This window comes from Agrobacterium tumefaciens (assembly GCA_025559845.1).
Classification (GTDB): Bacteria; Pseudomonadota; Alphaproteobacteria; order Rhizobiales; family Rhizobiaceae; genus Agrobacterium.
In genome coordinates, this window is sequence record CP048469.1 from 716,703 (window position 1) to 737,201 (window position 20,499).

19 protein-coding genes and 1 tRNA gene are annotated in these 20,499 nt (G+C 56.7%); 9 read left to right on the plus strand and 11 right to left on the minus strand.

Features of this window, described 5'->3' with window-relative positions:
• Positions 1-8: 8 nt before the first annotated feature.
• The 3 genes from FY156_03475 to FY156_03485 form a co-directional block, all read right to left on the minus strand.
• Positions 9-470 (minus strand): GNAT family N-acetyltransferase, encoded by a 462-nt coding sequence (locus tag FY156_03475; GenBank protein ID UXS00611.1) that lies wholly within the window; start codon positions 468-470, stop codon positions 9-11.
• A gap of 151 nt (positions 471-621) precedes the next feature.
• Complete coding sequence (mgtE, locus tag FY156_03480; GenBank protein ID UXS00612.1) at positions 622-1,995, minus strand: magnesium transporter; 1,374 nt, start codon at positions 1,993-1,995, stop codon at positions 622-624.
• A gap of 273 nt (positions 1,996-2,268) precedes the next feature.
• Complete coding sequence (locus tag FY156_03485; protein ID UXS00613.1) at positions 2,269-3,513, minus strand: MFS transporter; 1,245 nt, start codon at positions 3,511-3,513, stop codon at positions 2,269-2,271.
• 240 nt (positions 3,514-3,753) lie between these two features.
• Here FY156_03485 and FY156_03490 point away from each other — a divergent pair, with 240 nt between their 5' ends.
• Entirely contained in the window at positions 3,754-4,668 is a 915-nt protein-coding gene (locus FY156_03490) for a diacylglycerol kinase family lipid kinase (protein UXS00614.1), read from the plus strand.
• A gap of 38 nt (positions 4,669-4,706) precedes the next feature.
• Here FY156_03490 and FY156_03495 read toward each other — a convergent pair whose 3' ends face one another.
• On the minus strand, positions 4,707-6,065 hold the full coding sequence (locus FY156_03495) for a glutamine synthetase (protein UXS00615.1): 1,359 nt from the start codon (positions 6,063-6,065) through the stop codon (positions 4,707-4,709).
• A 136-nt stretch (positions 6,066-6,201) separates the two neighbouring features.
• On the opposite strand from FY156_03495, the gene FY156_03500 reads away from it, so the two are divergent.
• Complete coding sequence (locus FY156_03500) at positions 6,202-7,572, plus strand: aspartate aminotransferase family protein (GenBank protein UXS00616.1); 1,371 nt, start codon at positions 6,202-6,204, stop codon at positions 7,570-7,572.
• A 4-nt stretch (positions 7,573-7,576) separates the two neighbouring features.
• Positions 7,577-8,047, plus strand: a complete 471-nt coding sequence (locus tag FY156_03505; protein UXS00617.1) for an OsmC family protein — start codon at positions 7,577-7,579, stop codon at positions 8,045-8,047.
• 61 nt (positions 8,048-8,108) lie between these two features.
• Here FY156_03505 and amn read toward each other — a convergent pair whose 3' ends face one another.
• The 4 genes from amn to FY156_03525 form a co-directional block, all read right to left on the minus strand.
• On the minus strand, positions 8,109-9,614 hold the full coding sequence (gene amn / locus FY156_03510; GenBank protein UXS00618.1) for an AMP nucleosidase: 1,506 nt from the start codon (positions 9,612-9,614) through the stop codon (positions 8,109-8,111).
• A gap of 287 nt (positions 9,615-9,901) precedes the next feature.
• Positions 9,902-10,084 carry a hypothetical protein gene (locus FY156_03515; GenBank protein ID UXS00619.1) on the minus strand — a complete coding sequence of 61 codons (183 nt, stop codon included), beginning with the start codon at positions 10,082-10,084 and terminating at the stop codon, positions 9,902-9,904.
• A gap of 152 nt (positions 10,085-10,236) precedes the next feature.
• The gene (locus tag FY156_03520) at positions 10,237-10,833 is read right to left on the minus strand and encodes an AAA family ATPase (protein UXS00620.1); all 597 of its coding nucleotides are present in this window, start codon (positions 10,831-10,833) and stop codon (positions 10,237-10,239) included.
• Between the two features lie 95 nt (positions 10,834-10,928).
• The gene (locus FY156_03525; GenBank protein UXS00621.1) at positions 10,929-11,267 is read right to left on the minus strand and encodes a DUF2147 domain-containing protein; all 339 of its coding nucleotides are present in this window, start codon (positions 11,265-11,267) and stop codon (positions 10,929-10,931) included.
• Positions 11,268-11,774: 507 nt separating this feature from the next.
• On the opposite strand from FY156_03525, the gene FY156_03530 reads away from it, so the two are divergent.
• Positions 11,775-12,041: a sel1 repeat family protein gene (locus FY156_03530; protein ID UXS00622.1), complete on the plus strand. Its 267-nt coding sequence runs from the start codon at positions 11,775-11,777 to the stop codon at positions 12,039-12,041.
• A 291-nt stretch (positions 12,042-12,332) separates the two neighbouring features.
• Here the strand turns inward: FY156_03530 and FY156_03535 are convergent, their stop codons facing one another.
• Both FY156_03535 and FY156_03540 read right to left on the minus strand, forming a co-directional pair.
• Positions 12,333-13,445 carry a pyridoxal phosphate-dependent aminotransferase gene (locus FY156_03535; GenBank protein ID UXS00623.1) on the minus strand — a complete coding sequence of 371 codons (1,113 nt, stop codon included), beginning with the start codon at positions 13,443-13,445 and terminating at the stop codon, positions 12,333-12,335.
• 146 nt (positions 13,446-13,591) lie between these two features.
• Positions 13,592-13,939 (minus strand): hypothetical protein, encoded by a 348-nt coding sequence (locus FY156_03540; protein ID UXS00624.1) that lies wholly within the window; start codon positions 13,937-13,939, stop codon positions 13,592-13,594.
• Between the two features lie 313 nt (positions 13,940-14,252).
• On the opposite strand from FY156_03540, the gene FY156_03545 reads away from it, so the two are divergent.
• Positions 14,253-15,470 carry an NAD(P)/FAD-dependent oxidoreductase gene (locus tag FY156_03545; protein UXS00625.1) on the plus strand — a complete coding sequence of 406 codons (1,218 nt, stop codon included), beginning with the start codon at positions 14,253-14,255 and terminating at the stop codon, positions 15,468-15,470.
• A gap of 9 nt (positions 15,471-15,479) precedes the next feature.
• Positions 15,480-16,280 (plus strand): HpcH/HpaI aldolase/citrate lyase family protein, encoded by an 801-nt coding sequence (locus tag FY156_03550; GenBank protein UXS00626.1) that lies wholly within the window; start codon positions 15,480-15,482, stop codon positions 16,278-16,280.
• A gap of 315 nt (positions 16,281-16,595) precedes the next feature.
• On the opposite strand, the gene FY156_03555 is transcribed toward FY156_03550, so the two are convergent.
• A complete protein-coding gene (locus tag FY156_03555) occupies positions 16,596-16,937 on the minus strand; it encodes a hypothetical protein (GenBank protein ID UXS00627.1) in 342 nt (113 codons plus the stop codon).
• A gap of 229 nt (positions 16,938-17,166) precedes the next feature.
• Here FY156_03555 and FY156_03560 point away from each other — a divergent pair.
• The 3 genes from FY156_03560 (at position 17,167) to FY156_03570 (ending at position 20,473) form a co-directional block, all read left to right on the plus strand.
• Positions 17,167-17,257: transfer RNA gene (locus FY156_03560), tRNA-Ser, on the plus strand.
• A 674-nt stretch (positions 17,258-17,931) separates the two neighbouring features.
• Positions 17,932-18,948: a porin gene (locus tag FY156_03565; GenBank protein ID UXS00628.1), complete on the plus strand. Its 1,017-nt coding sequence runs from the start codon at positions 17,932-17,934 to the stop codon at positions 18,946-18,948.
• A 538-nt stretch (positions 18,949-19,486) separates the two neighbouring features.
• Positions 19,487-20,473, plus strand: a complete 987-nt coding sequence (locus FY156_03570; GenBank protein UXS00629.1) for a porin — start codon at positions 19,487-19,489, stop codon at positions 20,471-20,473.
• Positions 20,474-20,499 lie beyond the last annotated feature (26 nt).

The window sequence follows — 20,499 nt, forward strand, 5'->3', positions numbered from 1 at the left end:
AGACTGGATCAGCCTGTCTTCGGGCTTCCGATCATAAAAATATCGAGATCGGAAACATTCGGCTCGATCAGGCTGAAACCCTGCTTCAGATAGTAGGGTGCCTTATCCGATGTGGCGCAGAGATAGCACGACGCATGTCCGCGCTTTTCCGCTTCCAGGCGACTTTCCACAAGCAGTCGTGCCGCAATGCCCTGTCGTCTGAATTGAGGTTCGACCCAGAGCGCGGCAATCCATGGCGCGTATTGCGGGCGATCATCGTGATCGTTCTCGATCACCAGAACGGACCCTGCGTAGTCGCCGTTGTCGTGGGCGACGAGGGCGAAGGGAATGCCGGCGCTTGCCAGCATCGGTTCCAGATGCGCACGGTAATGTTCAACGGGAAGACCGCTATCTGTCCACCAGGCGTTCCAGCCACGATGGGCAACCGTATCCGCAAAATGTGGATGATCTCTCAGGTTCGAAATTCTCATGGTTCCCCCCAATACCTGTCAGGCTGCATGCAAGCCCATCGCTTGAATCAGTTTTGCAGTACGCCCTCGTAACTTTATGGAAACACGGATTTTTCGAGGGGCATCGTAAAATTGCCCGGTCGCGTGACTGCGACCGGGCTGCATTGCTTCTTTAAAGCAGCGTGCCGCTGAGAATGACCAGCGCGACGGAGAAGTAGATCACCAGTCCGCTGACATCCACCAGCGTTGCCACGAAGGGCGCTGACGCGCTGGCAGGATCAAGCCGCAGGCGCTGCAGCACGAAGGGCAGCATGGAGCCTGCCAGCGAACCGAAGGTCACGATACCGACGAGAGCGGCAAAGACGGTCGCGCCAACCAGCAGCCAGTGTTCGCCGTAATCGTAGAAACCGGCCTGCTGCCAGACGGTCAGTCGCAGGAAACCAATAGCGCCGAGAATGCAGCCGAGTGTCAGCCCGGTCGGGATTTCACGCAGTAAAACCCGCCACCAGTCCGACAGCTTCAACTCGCCAAGCGCCAGCGCCCGGATGATGAGCGAGGTTGCCTGCGAACCGGAATTGCCGCCGGATGACATGATGAGCGGAATGAACAGCGTCAGCACCACGGCTTTTTCCAACTCACCCTCAAAGTGCTGCATGGCGCTTGCCGTCAGCATTTCTCCAAGGAAGAGGGCGGCAAGCCAGCCCGCACGTTTGCGGATCATATCCGGGAAGCCGATCGACATGTAGGGTTTGCCGAGTGCTTCCATGCCGCCGAACTTGTGCGCATCCTCCGTTGTATCGGCGATCATCGTGTCGATCACGTCGTCGACGGTTACGATGCCAAGCATGCGCGCATTCTCGTCCACGACGGGCAGGGCCAGAAGGTCGTGCTTGCGGATCAGTCGGGCGACATCTTCCTGCGACATCATCGGATCGGCCGAAACGAGGCCTTCTCGTGAAGCCACCGAGAGGATCGAGGCGTCCGGCTCTCCGGTCAGCAGCCGTCGCAGCGTCACCACCTTGGAAAGCGTCTTGTCCTTGGCCAACACATAGATGGCGTAGACCGTTTCACGCGACCGTTCGACGAAACGGATGTGCGAAAGGGTCTGCTCCACCGTCCAGTCGTCCGGTACGCTGACGAATTCCGTGGTCATGATGGAACCGGCCGTGCGTGGCGGATACCCCATCAGGTGCTGGATGGAGAGTGCGGCTGCACGGTCCAGTCGGGCAAAAAGCCGGCCCCGTGGTCCGTCTTCCATCTCAGCCAGAATATCCGCGACACGGTCGTCGGACATCAGGTTGACGATGGGTGCTGCTTTTTCGACCGGAAAATGGGCGATGATCTCGGCGGCCTTGTGCAACTCCGGCCGGTCGAGAATGGCGACAGCCTTCGCCTGCGGCATGGCCAGCAGTGTGGTTGCGGCAGCAACAACATCGAGCGTGTTCAGTTGCTCGACGCGTTCTGCAATGGTGGATGGACCCGAGTTACCGCCACGAAGGAGACGCGCGGCCTTGCTGGCCCTCTGGGAGAGGTTGTGGAAGTTCATGATTGCTCACCTTTCCGTCGATTCGCCGATCACGGCGAACGCGGTGGTGAGCCGACAGGAGTCGGATCAGTTCCCGTTCGCCGCTTTCGGCAAAGGCAATCGACTACTACTGTCGCTAGACATCCAATGATGCTCCGTTGAAATCCGCACGATGCTGCGTCACAGCATGCGCGTGGGGAGGTGGTGCGCCTGAAACCGAAAAGAGTCAAGCGCCCAATTTTAAAATTTCAGCAAGGTTGAAAGGCGGTTTCGCCGGGTGGCGGAAAAGCGGCATTAAGCCGCTTTTTCACGACGCTCCACGGCCACGGAAACGAGGAAAACGCCAAGGCCGAGAAGCGACAGAACCGCGCCCACATAACCGGTCGAGGCATAACCGTAACCCATGGCAATCACCATGCCGCCCAGCCATGCACCAAGCGCGTTGGCGATGTTGAAGGCGGAGTGGTTGGATGCAGCCGCAAGCGTCTGCGCATCCGCAGCAACGTCCATCAACCGGGTCTGTACGGCCGGGCATGCAGCAAAGCCGCAGCCGATCAGGAAGACGCACAGGCACAGCATGAAAGGATCATGCGCCGTCATTCCAAAGAGCACCATCAGGACGACGTTAAAAGCGAGCATGCCGCCGATCGTGCCGTTGAGCGAGATGTCGGCCAGCCGCGAACCGACCACATTGCCGACATTCATGCCGATACCGAAGAGCGCCAGTACCATGGAGACGGTCGAGACCGGCATCATGGCAACGTCGGTGGTGGTCTTGGCGATATAGCTGAAGACCGCGAACATGCCGCCAAAACCCGTCGATGCAATCGCCAGCGTCAGCCAGACCTGCACACGCCGGAAGGCTCCGAGTTCGCGCCATAGGCTGGCGCCTTCCTCCACCTTGTCGCGCGGCTGGAAAAGCCACAGCAATGCGACGGTGAGGATACCAATGCCGCCAACCAGCATGAAGGCCGCGCGCCATGAGAAATGCTGACCGAAGAAGGTGGCAAGCGGCGTTCCAAGTAGGGTTGCTATGGTCAGTCCGAGCATTACCCGACCAACAGCCCGCGCCCGCTTGTGGATGGGTGCCATCGAAGCGGCGACGAGAGCGGCAACACCGAAGTAGGCGCCGTGCGGCAGGCCGGTGATGAAGCGCAGAATGGTGAAGCTGACAAAATCAGGTGCCATGGCGCTCAAAATGTTGCCGATAGCAAAGATGCCCATCAGTCCCAGCAGCAATGTGCGGCGCGTCATGCGGGCGGCAAGTATGGCAATAATCGGTGCACCAATGACGACGCCGAGCGCATAAGCAGTGATGACGTAACCGGCCTGCGGTACGCTGACGCCATAGGTCGTGGCGACGTCAGGCAGCAGACCCATGATCGCAAACTCGCCGGTACCAATGCCAAAACCGCCCGCGGCAAGGGCCAGCTCGATAAGTGCGATGGCTAGGGGCGGCAAGGTGGCGGCTGCTGCCGTCGTGCCAATGGTTTCACTCTCCGCTCCAAGGCGGACTTCAGACGTGTGCGGCTGACTCATGGCGACCTGAAAAGGGATATAAAGAACAGAAAAAAGGGCAAGGCTGTATGGGAAACAACCTGCCCTGACTGGAGATGCGCGGTCATGAAAATGACCTTAAGTATTTTCTAACATGGAATAGTGCATCGCGGTAGAGTTATTCGTGGCAAAAAATTTGCGTTCACGCGATGGTGTTTGGAACCTCATTGGAGGGCGGGCATTTATGCGCCTGTGCGAAGCCTCGGCAGAACCGGATAAGACATGAAGCTCGTTGCAATATTCAACCGCGATGGCGGTACCTTCCGCACCACCGACATGCAGGCTTTTTGTGAGTATAGCCGCGACGTTTTCACCAGAGCAGGCCATGAGATTGATTGCCGCCCGGTTGATGGCAAGGACATTCTGGCCGAACTCGAGCGTGCTGCAGACGAGCCGGGGATCGATGGCATCATCGCAGGCGGCGGCGATGGAACAATCTCGGCCGCTGCCGGTATCGCCTGGAAGCACGGCATCGCGCTTGGTGTCGTGCCGGCCGGAACGATGAATCTTTTTGCGCGCTCGCTGAAATTGCCGCTCGATATTCGTCAGGCTCTCGATGCGCTCGCATCGGGCGACATCGCCGAAGTGGATATCGCCAGTGCCAATGGCCGCCTGTTCGTGCACCAGTTTTCGGCTGGTCTGCATTCACGCATGGTTCGCTACCGCAACAATCTTGCCTTTGCCTCGCGTCTCGGCAAGATCAAGGCCAGCGTGCGTGCCGCGATCAGCGTTATCTTGAACCCGCCGGTCTTCGAGGTGGAGTTTACGGTAAATGGCGAAAAGCAGCGCAGCAAGGTTTCGGCCATCTCAGTGTCCAACAACGAGTTCGGTCGAAACTCGCTGTTGGTGGCAGATGACATTTCCGGCGGCCATCTTGGCTTTTACCTTACCGATCCGTTGCGCCCCCTGGGAGTTACCAGGCTTGCTTTGGACATCATGCGCGGCAAGCTGAAGGAGAACGCTTCAGTAACCGCCATGACGGCAACATCGGTAGAGTTGCATTTCCCTAGGACACGGCACGACGTTCGCTGCGTGATCGACGGCGAACTCTTGCCGATGGAACGCGACGTCGCACTGAAGCTTCATGCTGGTGAGCTGAAGGTGCTGGTCGGACGCGAATTCTTCACGCGTCCCTGACCGCTCATGTGTGATCTGTCTCCCGATGCGTTCGGGCTCTAGATCCGTGGCAGGTAGGTCCGGTAATCGAAATCGGAGACGGTGCGCAGGAAGGCAATCGCCTCCTTGCGCTTCGTGTCTGCATAAAGCTTGCGGTAACGGGCTCCGAAAATGCGTGCCATGATCGGGGAGGCGGCAAAGTCCTCGACAGCCGTCAGAAAATCATGCGTGAGACTGCGTTTCGCGGAACTTGCCTGCCCAGGCTCAGTTTCCGGGCCGGGGTCCAGCCGGTTCTCGAGGCCAAGAAGCATGCCGCCGAGTATGGCTGCCAGCAGCAGATGCGGATTGGCATCGGCGCCGGCGACGCGGTGTTCAATTCGGGCGGTCGGGCCATTCGCATCGGGAATGCGCACTGCCGTGCCCCGGTGACCATAACCCCAGTCGATGTCTACGGGCGCAAACGAACCCGGCTGAAAGCGACGGTAGGAATTGGCAAAAGGCGCGAATATCGCCTGGGCATCCCGCATCGTATTCAACAGCCCGGCACATACGGATTTCAATTGCACGGCCTCGCCGCCCGCCGCATCGAGAACGTTTTTCCCCTGGCTGTCGATGACGCTGACATGCACATGCAGGCCTGACCCGGCCTGATCGGAATAGGGCTTGGCCATGCAGGTGGATTTCAGGCCGTGACGCCTGGCTGCATGATCTGCGAGGCGCTTGAGATAGATACAATCGTCGGCAGCCGCCAGTGCGTCGGCACGGTGCAGCAGATTGACTTCAAACTGGCCGGGACCGAATTCAGCAGTTGTCGCATCGGTGGGAAGCCCCTGTATCTTCGCCCAGTCGTTCAGCGTCTGGAGAAAGCCGTCCATCGCATCGGTCGCACCCATGTCGTAAAGCTGCGCACCAGTTGCCTCGCCACGATAGGCAAGGCTTGCAGGTGGTCGGGGTTTGCCCGTTTCACGCCAGTCTCTCTCCACCAGATAAAACTCGAGTTCGGTTGCCACGACGGGCGTCAGCCCGAGTTCGGCGTAACGTGTCAGTACATTGGCAAGAATGGCACGAGGGTCCATGAAGCTTGGGCTGCCATCCATTTCGTGCATCGTGGCCAGAACCTGCTGCGATCCGTCCGGTGCCCATGGCATCGGGGTTAGGCTGCGTTGATCCGCGACGCAAAGACCGTCCGGATCGCCGATCGTCAGGGACAGCCCGGTGAGATCATCATTGTCATCGCCCCAGATGTCGAGCGACTGCGTCGATGAAGGTAGCCTGACCGCACCATCCCAGATTTTCTGTTCCTTGCCGGGCGGGATGCGTTTGCCGCGAAGATCGCCATTCATGCCCACCAGAAGAATTTCCGTGCGTGGTTGCTGATCGCTCGGGGTGCGGATGTCCGACAGGGATTTCGAGGTCATGACTGGCTTTCCGGTTGTTTTCGGCTGCAACGATAAGTCGAAACGGCGAGCCTTGCCAAATCGAATCTGCCCGGCCATGTTCCTTTGCGGCGCGTCTTTCTCATCGGTTGGCGCCTAATCGGGAGTGTGATCTGTCATGAATGAAATCACCAAAGGGATTTCCAATCTCGCGGCCATCGATGCCGCGCACCACCTTCATCCCTTTTCCGACATGGGCAAGCTCAATGCGGCCGGAACCCGCATCATCGAACGGGCCGAAGGCGTTTTCATCTATGACAGCACCGGAAAGAAATATCTCGACGCCTTCGCCGGGCTTTGGTGTGTGAACATCGGTTACGGTCGCAAGGAAATCGCCGATGCCGTATCGCGGCAGATGAACGAGTTGCCCTATTACAACGCGTTCTTTGGCACGACCACGCCGCCTGCGACATTGCTGGCGCAGAAGATTGCGTCCCGCGCCGGACCCAGGATGAACCATGTGTTCTTTACCAATTCCGGTTCCGAAGCGACTGACACCTGGTTCCGGATGGCGCGTGTCTACTGGAAAGCGCTTGGCCATCCCTCTAAGACGAAAATCATTGCCCGCAGAAACGGTTATCATGGCTCTACGGTCGCAGGCGCCTCGCTTGGCGGCATGAAATGGATGCATGAGCAGGGCAATCTGCCGATCGAAGGCATCGCGCATATTGGCCAGCCCTATTGGTATGCGGAGGGTGGCGATCTTTCTCCCGCCGAGTTCGGTCTCAAGGTCGCACGTGAACTTGATGCCAAAATCGATGAGCTGGGCGAAGAAAATGTTGCCGCTTTCGTAGCCGAACCGATCCAGGGGGCAGGCGGTGTGATCGTGCCGCCGGAAACCTACTGGCCGGAGATTGCCCGCATCTGCAAGGCACGTAACATCCTGCTCGTCTCCGATGAGGTGATCTGCGGTTTCGGACGGCTGGGCTCATGGTTCGGCTACCAGCATTTTGGTGTCGAACCGGATTTGGCGCCAGTCGCAAAGGGATTGTCATCAGGTTATCTGCCGATCGGTGGCGTTCTGGTATCCGATCGTGTCGCGGAGGTCATGCTGAATGACGTCGGTGATTTCAATCACGGCTTTACCTATTCCGGACATCCGGTCTGCGCGGCTGCCGCACTGGAAAACCTCAGAATCATCGAGGACGAAGGTCTGGTGGAACGCGTGCGCGACGATATCGGGCCCTATTTTGCGGAAGGTTGGAAAAGCCTTACCGATCATGAGGTTGTGGGGGAGGCGGTCAATGTCGGCCTGATGGGCGGCCTGCAGCTTGCCGTGGACAAGACGACGCGCAGGCGCTACGCGAAACCTGATGACGTCGGCACCGAGGTTCGCAATCATTGCCTGGCAAACGGCCTTGTTATGCGCGCCACCGGCGACCGTATGCTGGCCTCTCCAGCATTGACGATCAGCCGGTCCGAAGTCGATCAGATGATGGAAACTCTGCGCAAGGGGCTGGACCACTTGCGCGACACTGTGAAGGAATAGATCGATGGCCGGACAGGAACACCATTACAGCGTCAAGGTGACGTGGACGGGCAATCGTGGCACGGGAACGACCGGCTATCGCGACTATGACAGGGATCATACACTCTCCGCCGAGGGCAAGCCGGATATTGCCGGTTCTTCCGATCCCGCGTTCCGCGGCGATTCCGCCCGCTGGAATCCCGAAGAACTGCTGGTTGGCTCGCTCTCTGCCTGCCATAAGCTCTGGTATCTGCACTTCTGCGCCGTATCGGGCGTTGTCGTCAGCGATTATGTCGACAGTGCCGAGGGTACCATGGTCATGGAAAAAGATGGCGCCGGACATTTCAGTGAGGTCGTGCTGAAGCCGGTGGTGACGATCACAAAAGGCGACCCTGCCGTTGCACAGGAACTGCATGAGGACGCGCATGACAAATGCTTCATCGCGCGATCGGTCAATTTCCCCGTTCGCATAGAAGCAACAGTGAAAACGGCCTGAGGCCGATCAGTCAGGTCAATTGATGACGCCCGCGCGGCTTTGTGCGGGCGTCTTGATGAGTTTATTGGAAAGCCGTCTCGTAGAAGCTTCTGAGCTTACGGGAATGCAGGGTTTCCTTCTGCATGGCTGCAAGCTTCTGCACGGCGCGAATACCGATCTGCAAATGCTGGGCAACCTGCGTCCGGTAAAACTCGGTCGCCATGCCCGGCAGTTTCAGTTCGCCATGCAAGGGCTTGTCTGAAACGCAGAGCAGGGTGCCGTAGGGCACGCGGAAGCGGAAGCCGTTTGCAGCGATGGTTGCCGATTCCATGTCGAGTGCAATGGCGCGCGACTGAGACAGGCGCTTGACCGGGCCAGCCTGGTCGCGAAGCTCCCAGTTGCGGTTGTCGATGGTCGCCACGGTGCCGGTGCGCATGATGCGCTTTAGCTCGAAACCTTCGTAACCGGTCACTTCCGCAACCGCACCTTCCAGAGCAAGCTGTACTTCCGCAAGTGCCGGGATCGGCACCCAGACCGGCAGGTCATCGTCCAGGACGTGATCTTCACGCACATAGGCATGGGCAAGAACATAATCGCCAAGACGCTGGCTGTTGCGAAGACCGGCGCAATGGCCAACCATCAGCCAGGCATGCGGACGCAAGACAGCAATGTGGTCGGTAATCGTCTTGGCGTTGGATGGGCCGACGCCGATATTGACCAGGGTGATCCCTGCATGGCCCTTCTTCTTCAGGTGGTAGGCGGGCATCTGCGGCAGACGCCCCAGCGTCATGTCGGTTTCAGGTTTGTCGGACCCCGCATGGGTGACGATATTGCCCGGCTCGACGAACTCCGTGTAGCCTTCGCCTCCATCCCGCATCAACTTGCGGGCCCAGGCAGCGAATTCGTCGATGTAGAACTGATAGTTCGTAAAAAGCACGAAATTCTGGAAATGACTGGCGCTTGTCGCCGTGTAGTGACTAAGGCGCGCCAGAGAGTAATCTATGCGCTGCGCGGTGAATGGCGCAAGCGGTGCGGGTTCACCCGGTACCTGATCATATTCGCCGTTGGCAATCAGGTCATCGGTATTGTTGAGGTCCGGCGTGTCGAAAAGATCGCGCAACGGCACATCCGACAACGAAGACGCCGCAGAAGCCTCGACATGGGCACCCTCGCCAAATGCGAAGTGCAGCGGAATGGGAGTGGCCGATTCCGAGATCGTCACTGGAACGCCGTGGTTCTTGATCAGAAGGCCAAGCTGCTCTTTCAGATAATGCCGGAAAAGCTGCGGGCGGGTAATGGTCGTGGTGTAGACGCCGGGGGCGGTGACATGACCGTAGGACAGGCGTGAATCCACATGGCCGAAACTTGACGTTTCGATGGACGCTTGCGGATAGCATGCGCGGTAGCGACCCTCGATGGGGGCTCCCTGCGCCAGATCCGTGAAGGACTTGATGAGAAAATTCGTGTTGCGCTCATAAAGCGCTGTCAACGCCTCGACAGCCTCCTTCGGGTCCGTGAACGTCTGTGGCGCATACGGCTCTGGTGTGATGAAGGAGAGGGGCGGAATCGTGTGCTTTGCTATCGTCATGGCTCATTATAGGGAGCCAATTTTCACAGGCAAGCGACAGAAATACGAAGAAACTGAAAAGAAACGGAAAACCTGACGGGGCCTGTGGGTCAGATGAAATATTCAGCCGAGAGCACCGCGCTGCAGGGTCATCAGCAGCACGAAGCCTGCACCCTTGGAGGCAGGGCGCGGGTCAGACTTGTACACTGCAAGACCGGCCACTGGTCCAAGGAAGATCGAAGCGACGAGCGCGAGCCTGATGGCGGAAAAGAGCGTGCTGGAAAAGCTGTTGGTCATTGTCTTCGCCTTTACAATACGACGGGGCAGCTTGAAGCAGGAACGGGGCTCTGCTGGCAGGCAAGTGCTGCACCGGCATTCACCCGTTGGAAACTGCGGTTCGGATTGACGACGAGCGAGGCAAAGGACATGGCAAAAATTGCCATGAGCAGCACGATGATTGTAAGGCGGCGTATCAGCTTGGCCATGTCCATTCCCCTTATTGGAGTTGATAGACAGAGTTTTGCCATAGTTGGACTGAACCGATGCTGAGAACCCGGTTCATATGGCATTCAGGGAGGTTAATAGGGCCTTTCCCCATTCTGGACCGGTAAAAGATGGAGGGATCTTCGCCCCTGCGACCCCATTATGTCAGGGAGGTCTCTGCACGAGCGGTTACTTCGCTGATGAAATCAGCAATCGCCTCGGGGTCTGTGGCATCGACGACCCGCAAGCCATGTTCCCGCGCGGCGGCAAACATTTCGGTATTTTCCCTGAGGGATCGCTCGATGAAAGCGTCGATCAATTGCCGTCGATCGGCGTTACCATCATCATAAGCGGCTTCGCGGCGCATTCTCTTCAACAGTAACTCGTTCTCGGCATGGAGAAAAACTCCGGCAACGCTGCGATCGATCAGTGGCGATATATATTCAGGTCGCAAGGCTGCACCCTCGAAAACCGTGAGTTCGCCCGTGCCAGCCCGCTTGTCGAGCAGGCTTTGGATGAGCGGCCAGATATTCTGATGATGGACCCGAAGGAACCAGTGGATCGTTTCGGGTGAAAGGCTCTTATAATATTCTTCGACAGGCCCGGGGATGGCTGGCCACGGTCGGCCGGGATGGCGGGCAAGGCTATCGGTGGAAATGGTCTCGCAGCGCAGCTTTGCGCTCAACTGCTTCGCTAATGTTGTTTTGCCGACATGCGAGGTACCCGAAATCAGAATTGTCGAAAGGGTCACGCGCATGTTTCTGCCTCAGTCTTGGTCGGCGCGGCGCAACGATACATAACGGGATAAAAGGGGTCTACCCTCTCGCCATGCGTTGCACCCGCCGTCTGTTTTTAGAGGCGTGTCCAGGTCTGTGACTTGCACAGCACTTTCAGCACACAGCCCTTCATGCTGAGCGAATTGCCTGAAACGGTGCCAGAGCCACTATAGGTCTTGTCATTGGCCGGATCGGTAATGTCGCCCGAATAGCTATTGCCGGTGCCGCTCATCTTGCCGATCTGTTTTCCAGCGTGCTTGCCGGTCTTCAGCGTCACGCAGAACGCCGAACCGCAAGGAGCAATGGCGGCGGTTTCGCCGCTGGCGGTTTTCCAGTTGCCTTCAATGGCCTCGCCGGCAAGGGCAGAACCGCCCAGCATGACAAGCGCTGCGGCCAAAATCGTCATTCTCTTCATATGGACCTCCCAATCCAGTGTGCTGAAGTCGGTCATACCTTGCGCTTCAGCACGCGCATCTCCTCATGCGAGTGGAGAGATTTATAATTAACGTGAACGTAAAAGGAAATATCTTTGCCGCGGATTTTCATGTTTTTCCGCAGAAGAGAGACGGGAAGAGCGTTGGCTTCAAAAACGATGTTTGGCGCATGGTTTAAAAAGGGTTGAATTCCATTCGTAAAGCTTTCGTAAAAATGCGCAGAAAGTCCTTAATTTCCGGGCCTCGGCATATTTAACAAAAACCCAACTTTACCAATCGTTTGGACTTTGTTTGCGGCCCATTAATCATGCCTTTTAAGCGCCCGTTGAAGGCCCGCTGTCATATTGGGGTCATCGAAAGCGCAGGGAAAACCTGCCAGCTGGAAGGACGAAAAAAGCCGCAGAAGACGGTGGGTCCGGAAGGCAAAACGCCCGCTCAGAGGCGCAGAAGACAGAACCAACGCAGGTTACGAAACAGGGATAAGAACAATGGCACGCTTTGAAATTCGCGACATCGAAATGGCGCTTGCCTCCGGCGAAAGCCGCGTCGAAACTCTTTGCAATCTCGGTCTGGTCTATGCGACCGGCCGGGGCGGCAAGGTGGATCTGGTTGCGGCTCACAAGTGGCTCAACATTGCCGCCATTCGCGGTTCGGAACGGGCGGCTTCATTGCGCGCCGATCTGGCCCGCAACATGAGCAAGGCGGAGCTGGCCGAAGCACTGCGTGCCGCACGCGAATGGATGACCGTTCACTGACAATACCGCACTAAAGCCGGCTGGTTATCTCAGGCCGACCCGCAACAGAACAACGATTGCCTTCATTTTCCGGCCACGGTTCCTCCAGTCCCGTTACCCGGTATAAACGAAAGTCAAACCCGAAGGGGAATGCGGCGAGGGCTTCCAGGGAGGAGGCTTTTGCGCTGACACATCGAGCCGCGACCAGCAGAAACAAGGCTGGCGCGGTTCTTTTATATTTGGGTTGAAGCTGGCGGAAAAAACGATTCCACCCCAGCGCGTTACGCCCGTTGAATCGTTTTCCGATCATTCTCAACCGAGCGCCTTCAGCACTTTCGGCAATGCCTGTTCGAAAAGATCAAGCTTGTCGGCTGTCCCGGCGCTGACGCGGATGCAGCGGTTCAGTGGTTCGACGCCCGGCATACGAATGAACACGCCGTGCTCCATGAGACCATCGACAATGCCACGCGCGTAAGCGCCGTCACGATGGCAGTCGATCGTCACAAAATTGGTCGCAGAGGGGAGTGGCGACAACCCATTGTCGCGGGCGATCTGAGAGATACGATCGCGCGCAGCAGAGATTTTACCGACCACTTCGTGCAGATATTCCTGATCCTTCAAGGCTGCCAATGCAGCGGCAACGGAAACGCGCGCCATGCCGAAGTGGTTGCGGATCTTGTCGAACGCCTGAACATTTCCCAGCGTGCCGATAGCATAACCAACACGCGCGCCGGCAAGGCCATAAGCCTTCGAGAAGGTACGCATGCGCAATACGTTAGGTTTGCCGATCAGGGCATCGATCGCAGGTACGGCGCTTGCCGGTGCGGTTTCGCAATAGGCTTCATCCAGAATGAGAAGGCAGGTTTCCGGCAATGCGCGGGCAAAAGCCACGACCTCGCTTGCTTCCCACCAGCTTCCCATCGGGTTGTCGGGATTGGCGAAATAAACCAGCGGCGCGTTTTCCTTAATGACGAGATCGAGCAACCCATCGAGGTTTTCGTGGTCGTCAACATAGGGCGTTGTTACCAGCTTCCCGCCGAAGCCGTTCACGTGGTAGTTGAAAGTTGGATATCCGCCGAAAGACGTCACAACCGGCGTACCAGGTTCGACGATCAGGCGGGCAATTTCACCCAGAAGCCCGTCCACGCCGCCGCCGATCGCGACGTTATCGCGGGAAATGCCGTGGTGAATGGCAAGTGCTTCCTTGAGTTCATAGTTTTCCGGATCGCTATACATCCATGTGTCGACTGCTGCGTCCCGCATCGCCAGCAATACGGATGGAGCCGGGCCGAAACCGCTCTCGTTTGCACCAATGCGCGCTTTGACCTCAAGACCCCGATTGCGCTCGATGGCTTCCGGACCAACGAAAGGAACGGTGGAGGGAAGAGAAGCGGCGAGAGGCGTAAGGCGCGAAAAAGCGGACATTGCAGAAATTTCCAGTACCTGTTGAGAAAATCGGCCAAACAATAGGTCGAAAAACCGAGTGTGCAAGGCGTGCTTCGTGCTGCGAAGGCTGTTTTGGAACAGATTTCTTCGCGTGTGGAGACGCGCGCAAAATCATACCGGCGTTGTCAGGCGCTGGTTTCGAAGCTCAGTCTGCGCACATGATGCAGGAATTCCGCATCGATCAGCATGTTGAATCCGACTGTGGCCATTTCTTCTTCACGACGGATCAGCGTGCAGCCGATCTCGTCGCGAATGCCAAGGATTTCGAGATAGAAATTGACCGGCATTTCCAGATGCGGGCTGACCTCGATTTCCGCGCCATAGAGAGAAATGGTGCGGACAAGGCAGCGCATTGTATTCTTGGCGCTCAGATGATGGCCGATAAAGGTGATCTTGCCGGGGCGGTCAATCTGGAATTTCTCATACATCTCGTCCGGAGCGACGCTTCGGTGTGGATCGATATTCATGGCCATCACAACCTCCCAGGCTGTTTTATTCTTGTTTCCATTTTAGATCATCTTCCTTGCCGGGAACTGAACGAAATACATTCAATTGATTTGACCACGATCTCGTCGTTCCCACAGGACTGTGTCGAAGATGATGTTTCCATTCGGAAAACTGGACGGAAGCAGTGGTGCAAACACATGGAAGGCGGTTGTGTTCCACTACGGTGCATGCCGCTTCTTCGCCGGTTGACGCGGCCCGTACTTGGCGTTACGCCTTTGTCATACTTATGTTGCGCATCGCTGGAAAAACTTTCCGTCGCGATCATTCCGGGAGAAACATGTGGCGGACAGGCTGGTAATTGTCGGGGCGGGGCAGGCGGCTTTCGCACTGGCGGCAAAACTGAGGGCCTTAAAAGACCAGCGCCCCATCACCATCATCGGCTCGGAGGATGTTTTTCCCTATCAGCGCCCGCCGCTTTCGAAAAAATACCTGATGGGCGAAATGACCTTCGACCGGCTGATGTTTCGGCCCGAGCAATGGTATGCGGAAAACGATGTCGAAATCCGCCTGTCCACCTGGGTCGAAGAAATCGACCGTGTGGGCAAGATCGTGCGCATGCAGGACGGAAGCTCGCTTTCTTATGGCAAGCTCGTTCTGGCCACAGGTGCCACGCCGCGTCTTCTGCCCGCCAGCATTGGTGGCGACCTTGAGGGTGTTCTGGCGGTTCGTGACAAGCGCGACGCCGACAAGCTGATGCGGGAGATGAAGCCGGGCCGCAGACTGCTTGTGATCGGTGGCGGGTACATAGGGCTCGAAGCTGCGGCTGTTGCCCGCAAGCTTGGTCTCGATGTGACGTTGATCGAAATGGCGGAGAGAATCCTCCAGCGCGTCGCCGCAAGGGAAACCGCCGATATCATGCGGGACATTCACGCGGCGCAGGGTGTTTCGATTCGCGAAAAGACCGGCCTTGTTCGCCTTGTCGGCATGGATGGCAGGGTCGCTGCCGCCGAATTGTCGGATGGTTCGACCATCGATGTCGATTTCGTCATCGTCGGCATCGGTGTCACACCGAACGATCGACTAGCCCGCGAATCGGGAATCGATGTTGGCAACGGCGTCGTGGTCGATGAATTCACCCGTACCTCCGACAAGGACATCCATGCGGTTGGTGATTGCGCCCTCCTGCCTTGGGAAGAGGGTCAGGTTCGGCTGGAATCGGTTCAGAACGCTGTCGACCAGGCAGAGGCTGCCGCGATCGTGTTGGCCGGCACCGAACGCCGCTATGAACCGAAACCCTGGTTCTGGTCGGATCAATATGATGCCAAGCTGCAGATTGCCGGCTTTAATCTGGGATTCGATGAAACGCTACTGCGCCCCGGCGTCCGCGAGGGCAGCTATTCCGTCTGGTATTTCCGCCGTGGTCGATTCGTTGCCGTTGATGCGATTAACGACGCCAAAGCCTATGTCACCGGCAAGAAGCTGCTGGAAACCGGCGTAGAGCCGGATCGCGCCATCCTTGCTGATCCATCTGCCGACCTGAAATCATTACTGTCTTGAGGAATCACCATGCCTGCCCCTGAAAACCGTTTCAAAACCGCCATTCATGCCGGTAAGCCGCAGATCGGCCTCTGGCTCGATATGGCGGAGGCGATTACCGCTGAAATCGCCGGAACCTCGGGCTTCGACTGGCTGGTCATTGACGGCGAGCATGGGCCAAACGATCTGCGTAGTATTATCGACCAGTTGCGCGCGTTGGCCACATCGCCGGCTGAGCCGGTGGTGCGTGTACCGGTCGGTGAAAGCTGGATGATCAAGCAATTGCTGGATGCGGGCGCGCGCACGCTGCTGGTGCCGATGGTTGATTCGGCCGAGCAGGCGAGTGCACTGGTCAGCGCCATGCATTATCCACCGCGTGGCATTCGCGGTATGGGCGCGGCTGTGGCGCGTGCCTCAGCCTTCAACACGATCACCGATTATGCCGATACGGCGTCTGACAATGTGTGTCTTCTGGTGCAGGCTGAGACGAGGGCGGCAATCGCCGATCTCGACAATATCCTTGCGGTTGATGGCGTGGACGGTGTTTTCATTGGTCCGGCGGATCTTGCCGCCGATATGGGATATCTCGGCCGTCTTGACGCTCCGGAAGTGCAGGAGGTCATCGAAGCGGCAATCATCAAGATTGTATCCTCGGGCAAGGCAGCCGGCATTCTTACCTTTAATGAGACCTTCAACCGCCGTTATCTCGAACTTGGCGCGTCGTTTGTCGCTGTCGGCGCAGATGTGACGGAGTTTGCAGGCGCGCTTCGTTCGCTCTCTGCTCGCTACAAGGGTGAAGCATCGCCGGTACCATCCAAGTCGGGATACTGAGCGCAAATATAGTTTGACCGAAGGAGGCCTAACCCCTCGGTCTCATATGCTAATCGTCGTTACTGGCGTTGAGTTGTTCCGGCGGAATACCTTCTTCGCCGGAGGCGAGATAACCGTGATTGATCAGCGCAGCACGCAGAATGCGCTCGATAGCCTCATCATGGCCAATTCCGTGATCTCTCGCAAAGGCTGAGATTGCTTCTTCGATATCGACGCCAAATTTCATTTTGCCCCTCCGCCCGTCTCGATAGGTCTATACGCGAATAGGCAAGGGAAGTTCTCTCCCCTTGCCTTTTTATTCCAAGCTGGTGCTGATTAGCGCCAGCGGTAGAGGCTGCCGTTGGAAGACTGCTGTTGTGTGCTTGTGCCGACAACGTAACCAATCGCAAAACCAAGCGCGCCGACAATTGTCAGCAAGGACGTCGCTGTCGCGGGATTCTCTTTCACCGCTTCCACGACCTGATGGCCTTGGGTGCGTACGTTCTGCGCCGCCTTGCGAACACGGCCACGTGCTTCGCCGAGCAATTCGGATGCGTCGTCGCCTGCGTCTTCCACGCGAGCTGAAACAGCCTTTGAAAGCGACGCGATCTGCGTACGAAGCTCCGCGATCTGATTCTCGATCGTTTCTTCAACAACATTCAGTCTGGTTTGAGCCATGTGAGCACCTCTTTTGTTACCGGTCAGAAAACGCCGACGCCGGTGAAAGGTTCCCTCCTAGCCAAACAAGTTGCACCGCAAAGGCCGTAATGCCGCACCTTTAGTGGGTTTCAGGCTTTATATATACGCATCGGACAGACACGCTGCCTCAGCCCAAGCCACAGCTTTTTCATTCCTTCCGCGAAAAAGCCTTGCATTCATTTTTTATACGCAATAATCAGGCCCCACCGGAGAGGTGGCCGAGTGGTCGAAGGCGCTCCCCTGCTAAGGGAGTATACGTCAAAAGCGTATCGAGGGTTCGAATCCCTTCCTCTCCGCCATCTGGCTCATATGATCTTCACAGAAGCCACTTTCCAAATTTTATAGTTCTGATTTCGCTCTTTTAGCGTGATTGATGTGCTCTGCGACTGAATGGGCGGGCTCGCTCCAGATTTACCTTCGAAAATATCGCGTGATCGAACGGAATGGGAAGACATCCGCGTTGTTTCCTTTGCGCACGACTCTATCCGGCGTGTGAAGCGAAAAAGGATTTCGTCGAATCGAACTCTTGGATTCGGCTTGCACGATTCAGAACGGCGCTCGTTTTCCACACTGTTGCCGAATCCTCAGTCGGCCATCTGTTGATCGAGTGCGGTGCATTTTTCTCATTTGCCGGCAGGAGAACGCGCCGGCGCTTATAAGTACCGATGCGTGAAAAGGTTATGTTAACTCCGCTAACTAACGGATTCTCAAGGAATTTATTAACTGAACGTAAATCTCTTCGTGTAGTCGCACAATGCTGTGTGTTTTTTGAGCAACAAGGCGAAATGAACCAGCCTGTGAAAATGCCTTTCTCGTCGTTTGTCGATTGCAACCGCCGGAACGTTTTGTATTTTCACGAACAGAAGCGAGGCGGTGGATCGTTTGGCTTCTAAAAAACACGGGAATGGGGCAGGGAATGCTGTCCTTCAGCGAAAGTACCCAGACCCTTTTTAAACTTTGACTGGAGGTCAACATGAACATCAAGAGCCTTCTGATCGGCTCCGCTGCGGCTCTCGCAGCAGTATCCGGCGCACAGGCCGCTGACGCTATCGTCGCTGCTGAGCCTGAGCCCATGGAATACGTTCGCGTTTGCGACGCATTCGGCACTGGCTTCTTCTACATCCCCGGCACTGAAACCTGCCTCAAGTTCGGCGGTTACGTTCGTTTCCAGACCAATTTCGGTCGTGATGCTTCTGGCACGTCTGACTGGGATTCGTTCACCCGCGCTCAGTTCGAAGTTGACACTCGCACTGACACCGAGCTCGGTGCTCTGCGTGGCTTCATCGGCTTCCGCGGTAATGCTGACAACGGTTCTTCCTCTTCTTCTTCCGTATTCGTCGATCAGGCGTTCATCGAACTCGGCGGTCTGAAGGTCGGTAAGTTCTACAGCTGGTGGGACGACTCTCTCTCCGGAGAAGCTGACGAGCTTTCGTCTAACGCTCTGTTCAATTCCATTCGTTACACTTACGATGCCGGCAACTTCTGGGCTGGCGTCTCGGTTGACGAGCTGGAAGGCATCGCAGTTGGCCCGTACAACGAATCCGACAATAACCTCGGCGTTGCACTCGGCGTTGGCGCCAAGTTCGATGCAGTTTCGCTGCAGCTCATCGGCGGCTACGACATCGACCGCGAAAACGGCGCTGTTCGCCTGATCGCGACGGCTGACGTTGGTCCTGGCACGTTCGGCCTGTCTGGTGTTTGGGCTTCTGGCGCTAACGCTTACTACAATGTCTCTGAGTGGGCTGTTGCTGCCGAGTACGCTATCAAGGCTACAGACAAGCTGACCATCACCCCCGGCGCTCAATACTACGGTTCTTACGGCCTCGTTTCCTGGGATGACTTCTCTGATGACGATGCTTGGACCGCTGGCGTAACGGTTGATTACAAGATCACTCAGGGTCTGTCTGCTAAGGTCGCTGTCAACTACTTCGACATCGACAACGGTGACGACAGCGTAGAAGGCTTCGTACGTCTTCAGCGTTCGTTCTAATCTGATCTGATTTTTTATCAGTGACGGAAAACCCCGACAGCGATGTCGGGGTTTTTTATTTTGAGCCGATGAGATGGGCAAGAGAGTTCCTAGATTGAATGCGGTGAGTGATTCCATCGGTCGCGGAAGTCGTCTGATCGAGCCTGTGTAGAGACGTCTCCGTTATACTGGTTCCCTAATCGTAGAATGTCGAACGAGGGTGGGGAAACCACGTTTCCAATGATTCCCATAGCCTTACCGCGGCGAAAATTCGGTAGCCACCTTGTCTAAGGAATCGTTTAGACAGCGAGTTCGTAGCTAAGGCGCTGAAATATCTTGTTTATTAATGAATCGTTAAGGGTTGAGTGGTCGATGCTTGTAGTTGTAGCTATTTCGCAACAGAGAGAAGCTAAGGACACCTTACTGTCTCGCTTCTGTCACGATTGCGATTGCACGGTACGTCCGTTTTGGCTCTAATCATCTGCATAGGCGGCATGCATCTGATTTGTGCATTCCCACTTGTCGCCTGAAAAATTAGTGTTTTGACTGGAGGTCAACCATGAACATCAAGAGCCTTCTGATCGGCTCCGCTGCGGCTCTCGCAGCAGTATCCGGCGCACAGGCCGCTGACGCTATCGTCGCTGCTGAGCCTGAGCCCATGGAATACGTTCGCGTTTGCGACGCATTCGGCACTGGCTTCTTCTACATCCCCGGCACTGAAACCTGCCTCAAGTTCGGCGGTTACGTTCGTTTCCAGACCAATTTCGGTCGTGATGCTTCTGGCACGTCTGACTGGGATTCGTTCACCCGCGCTCAGTTCGAAGTTGACACTCGCACTGACACCGAGCTCGGTGCTCTGCGTGGCTTCATCGGCTTCCGCGGTAATGCTGACAACGGTTCTTCCTCTTCTTCTTCCGTATTCGTTGACCAGGCGTTCATCGAACTCGGCGGCCTGAAGGTCGGTAAGTTCTACAGCGAGTGGGATAACGATCTGAACGGCGAAACGGACCTTCTGTCCACCAACACCCTGTTCAACTCGATCGCCTACACATACGACGCAGGTTCCTTCAAGGCTACTCTGTCGGTAGACGAACTCGAAGGCGTAAGCGAAGCTGACAATTCTGTTGGTATCACGGGCGTTCTCGGTGCGACCTTGGGCCCTGTAAGCGCGACCCTCGTAGGCTCCTACGACACCGACTACGAAGAAGGCGCAATCCGCGCAATCTTGTTCGCAGATGTTGGTCCAGGTACTTTTGGCCTTGCTGGTGTTTGGGCATCTGGCGAAAACGGCTACTACACTGAATCCGAGTGGGCTGTTGCTGCTGAATACGCAATCAAGGCAACTGACAAGCTGACGATCACGCCGGCAGCTCAGTACCTGAGCGACTACCAGCTCGTAGACGGTGTTGACGCTTGGACTGCTGGTCTGACGGTTGACTACAAGATCACCGATGGCCTTGCGACCAAGGTTACCGCGAACTACTTCGACGTTGACGGCCAGGACGACGAAGTCACCGGCTTCGTTCGCCTTCAGCGTTCGTTCTAATCTAATCTGACTTCTGTCAGTGAAGG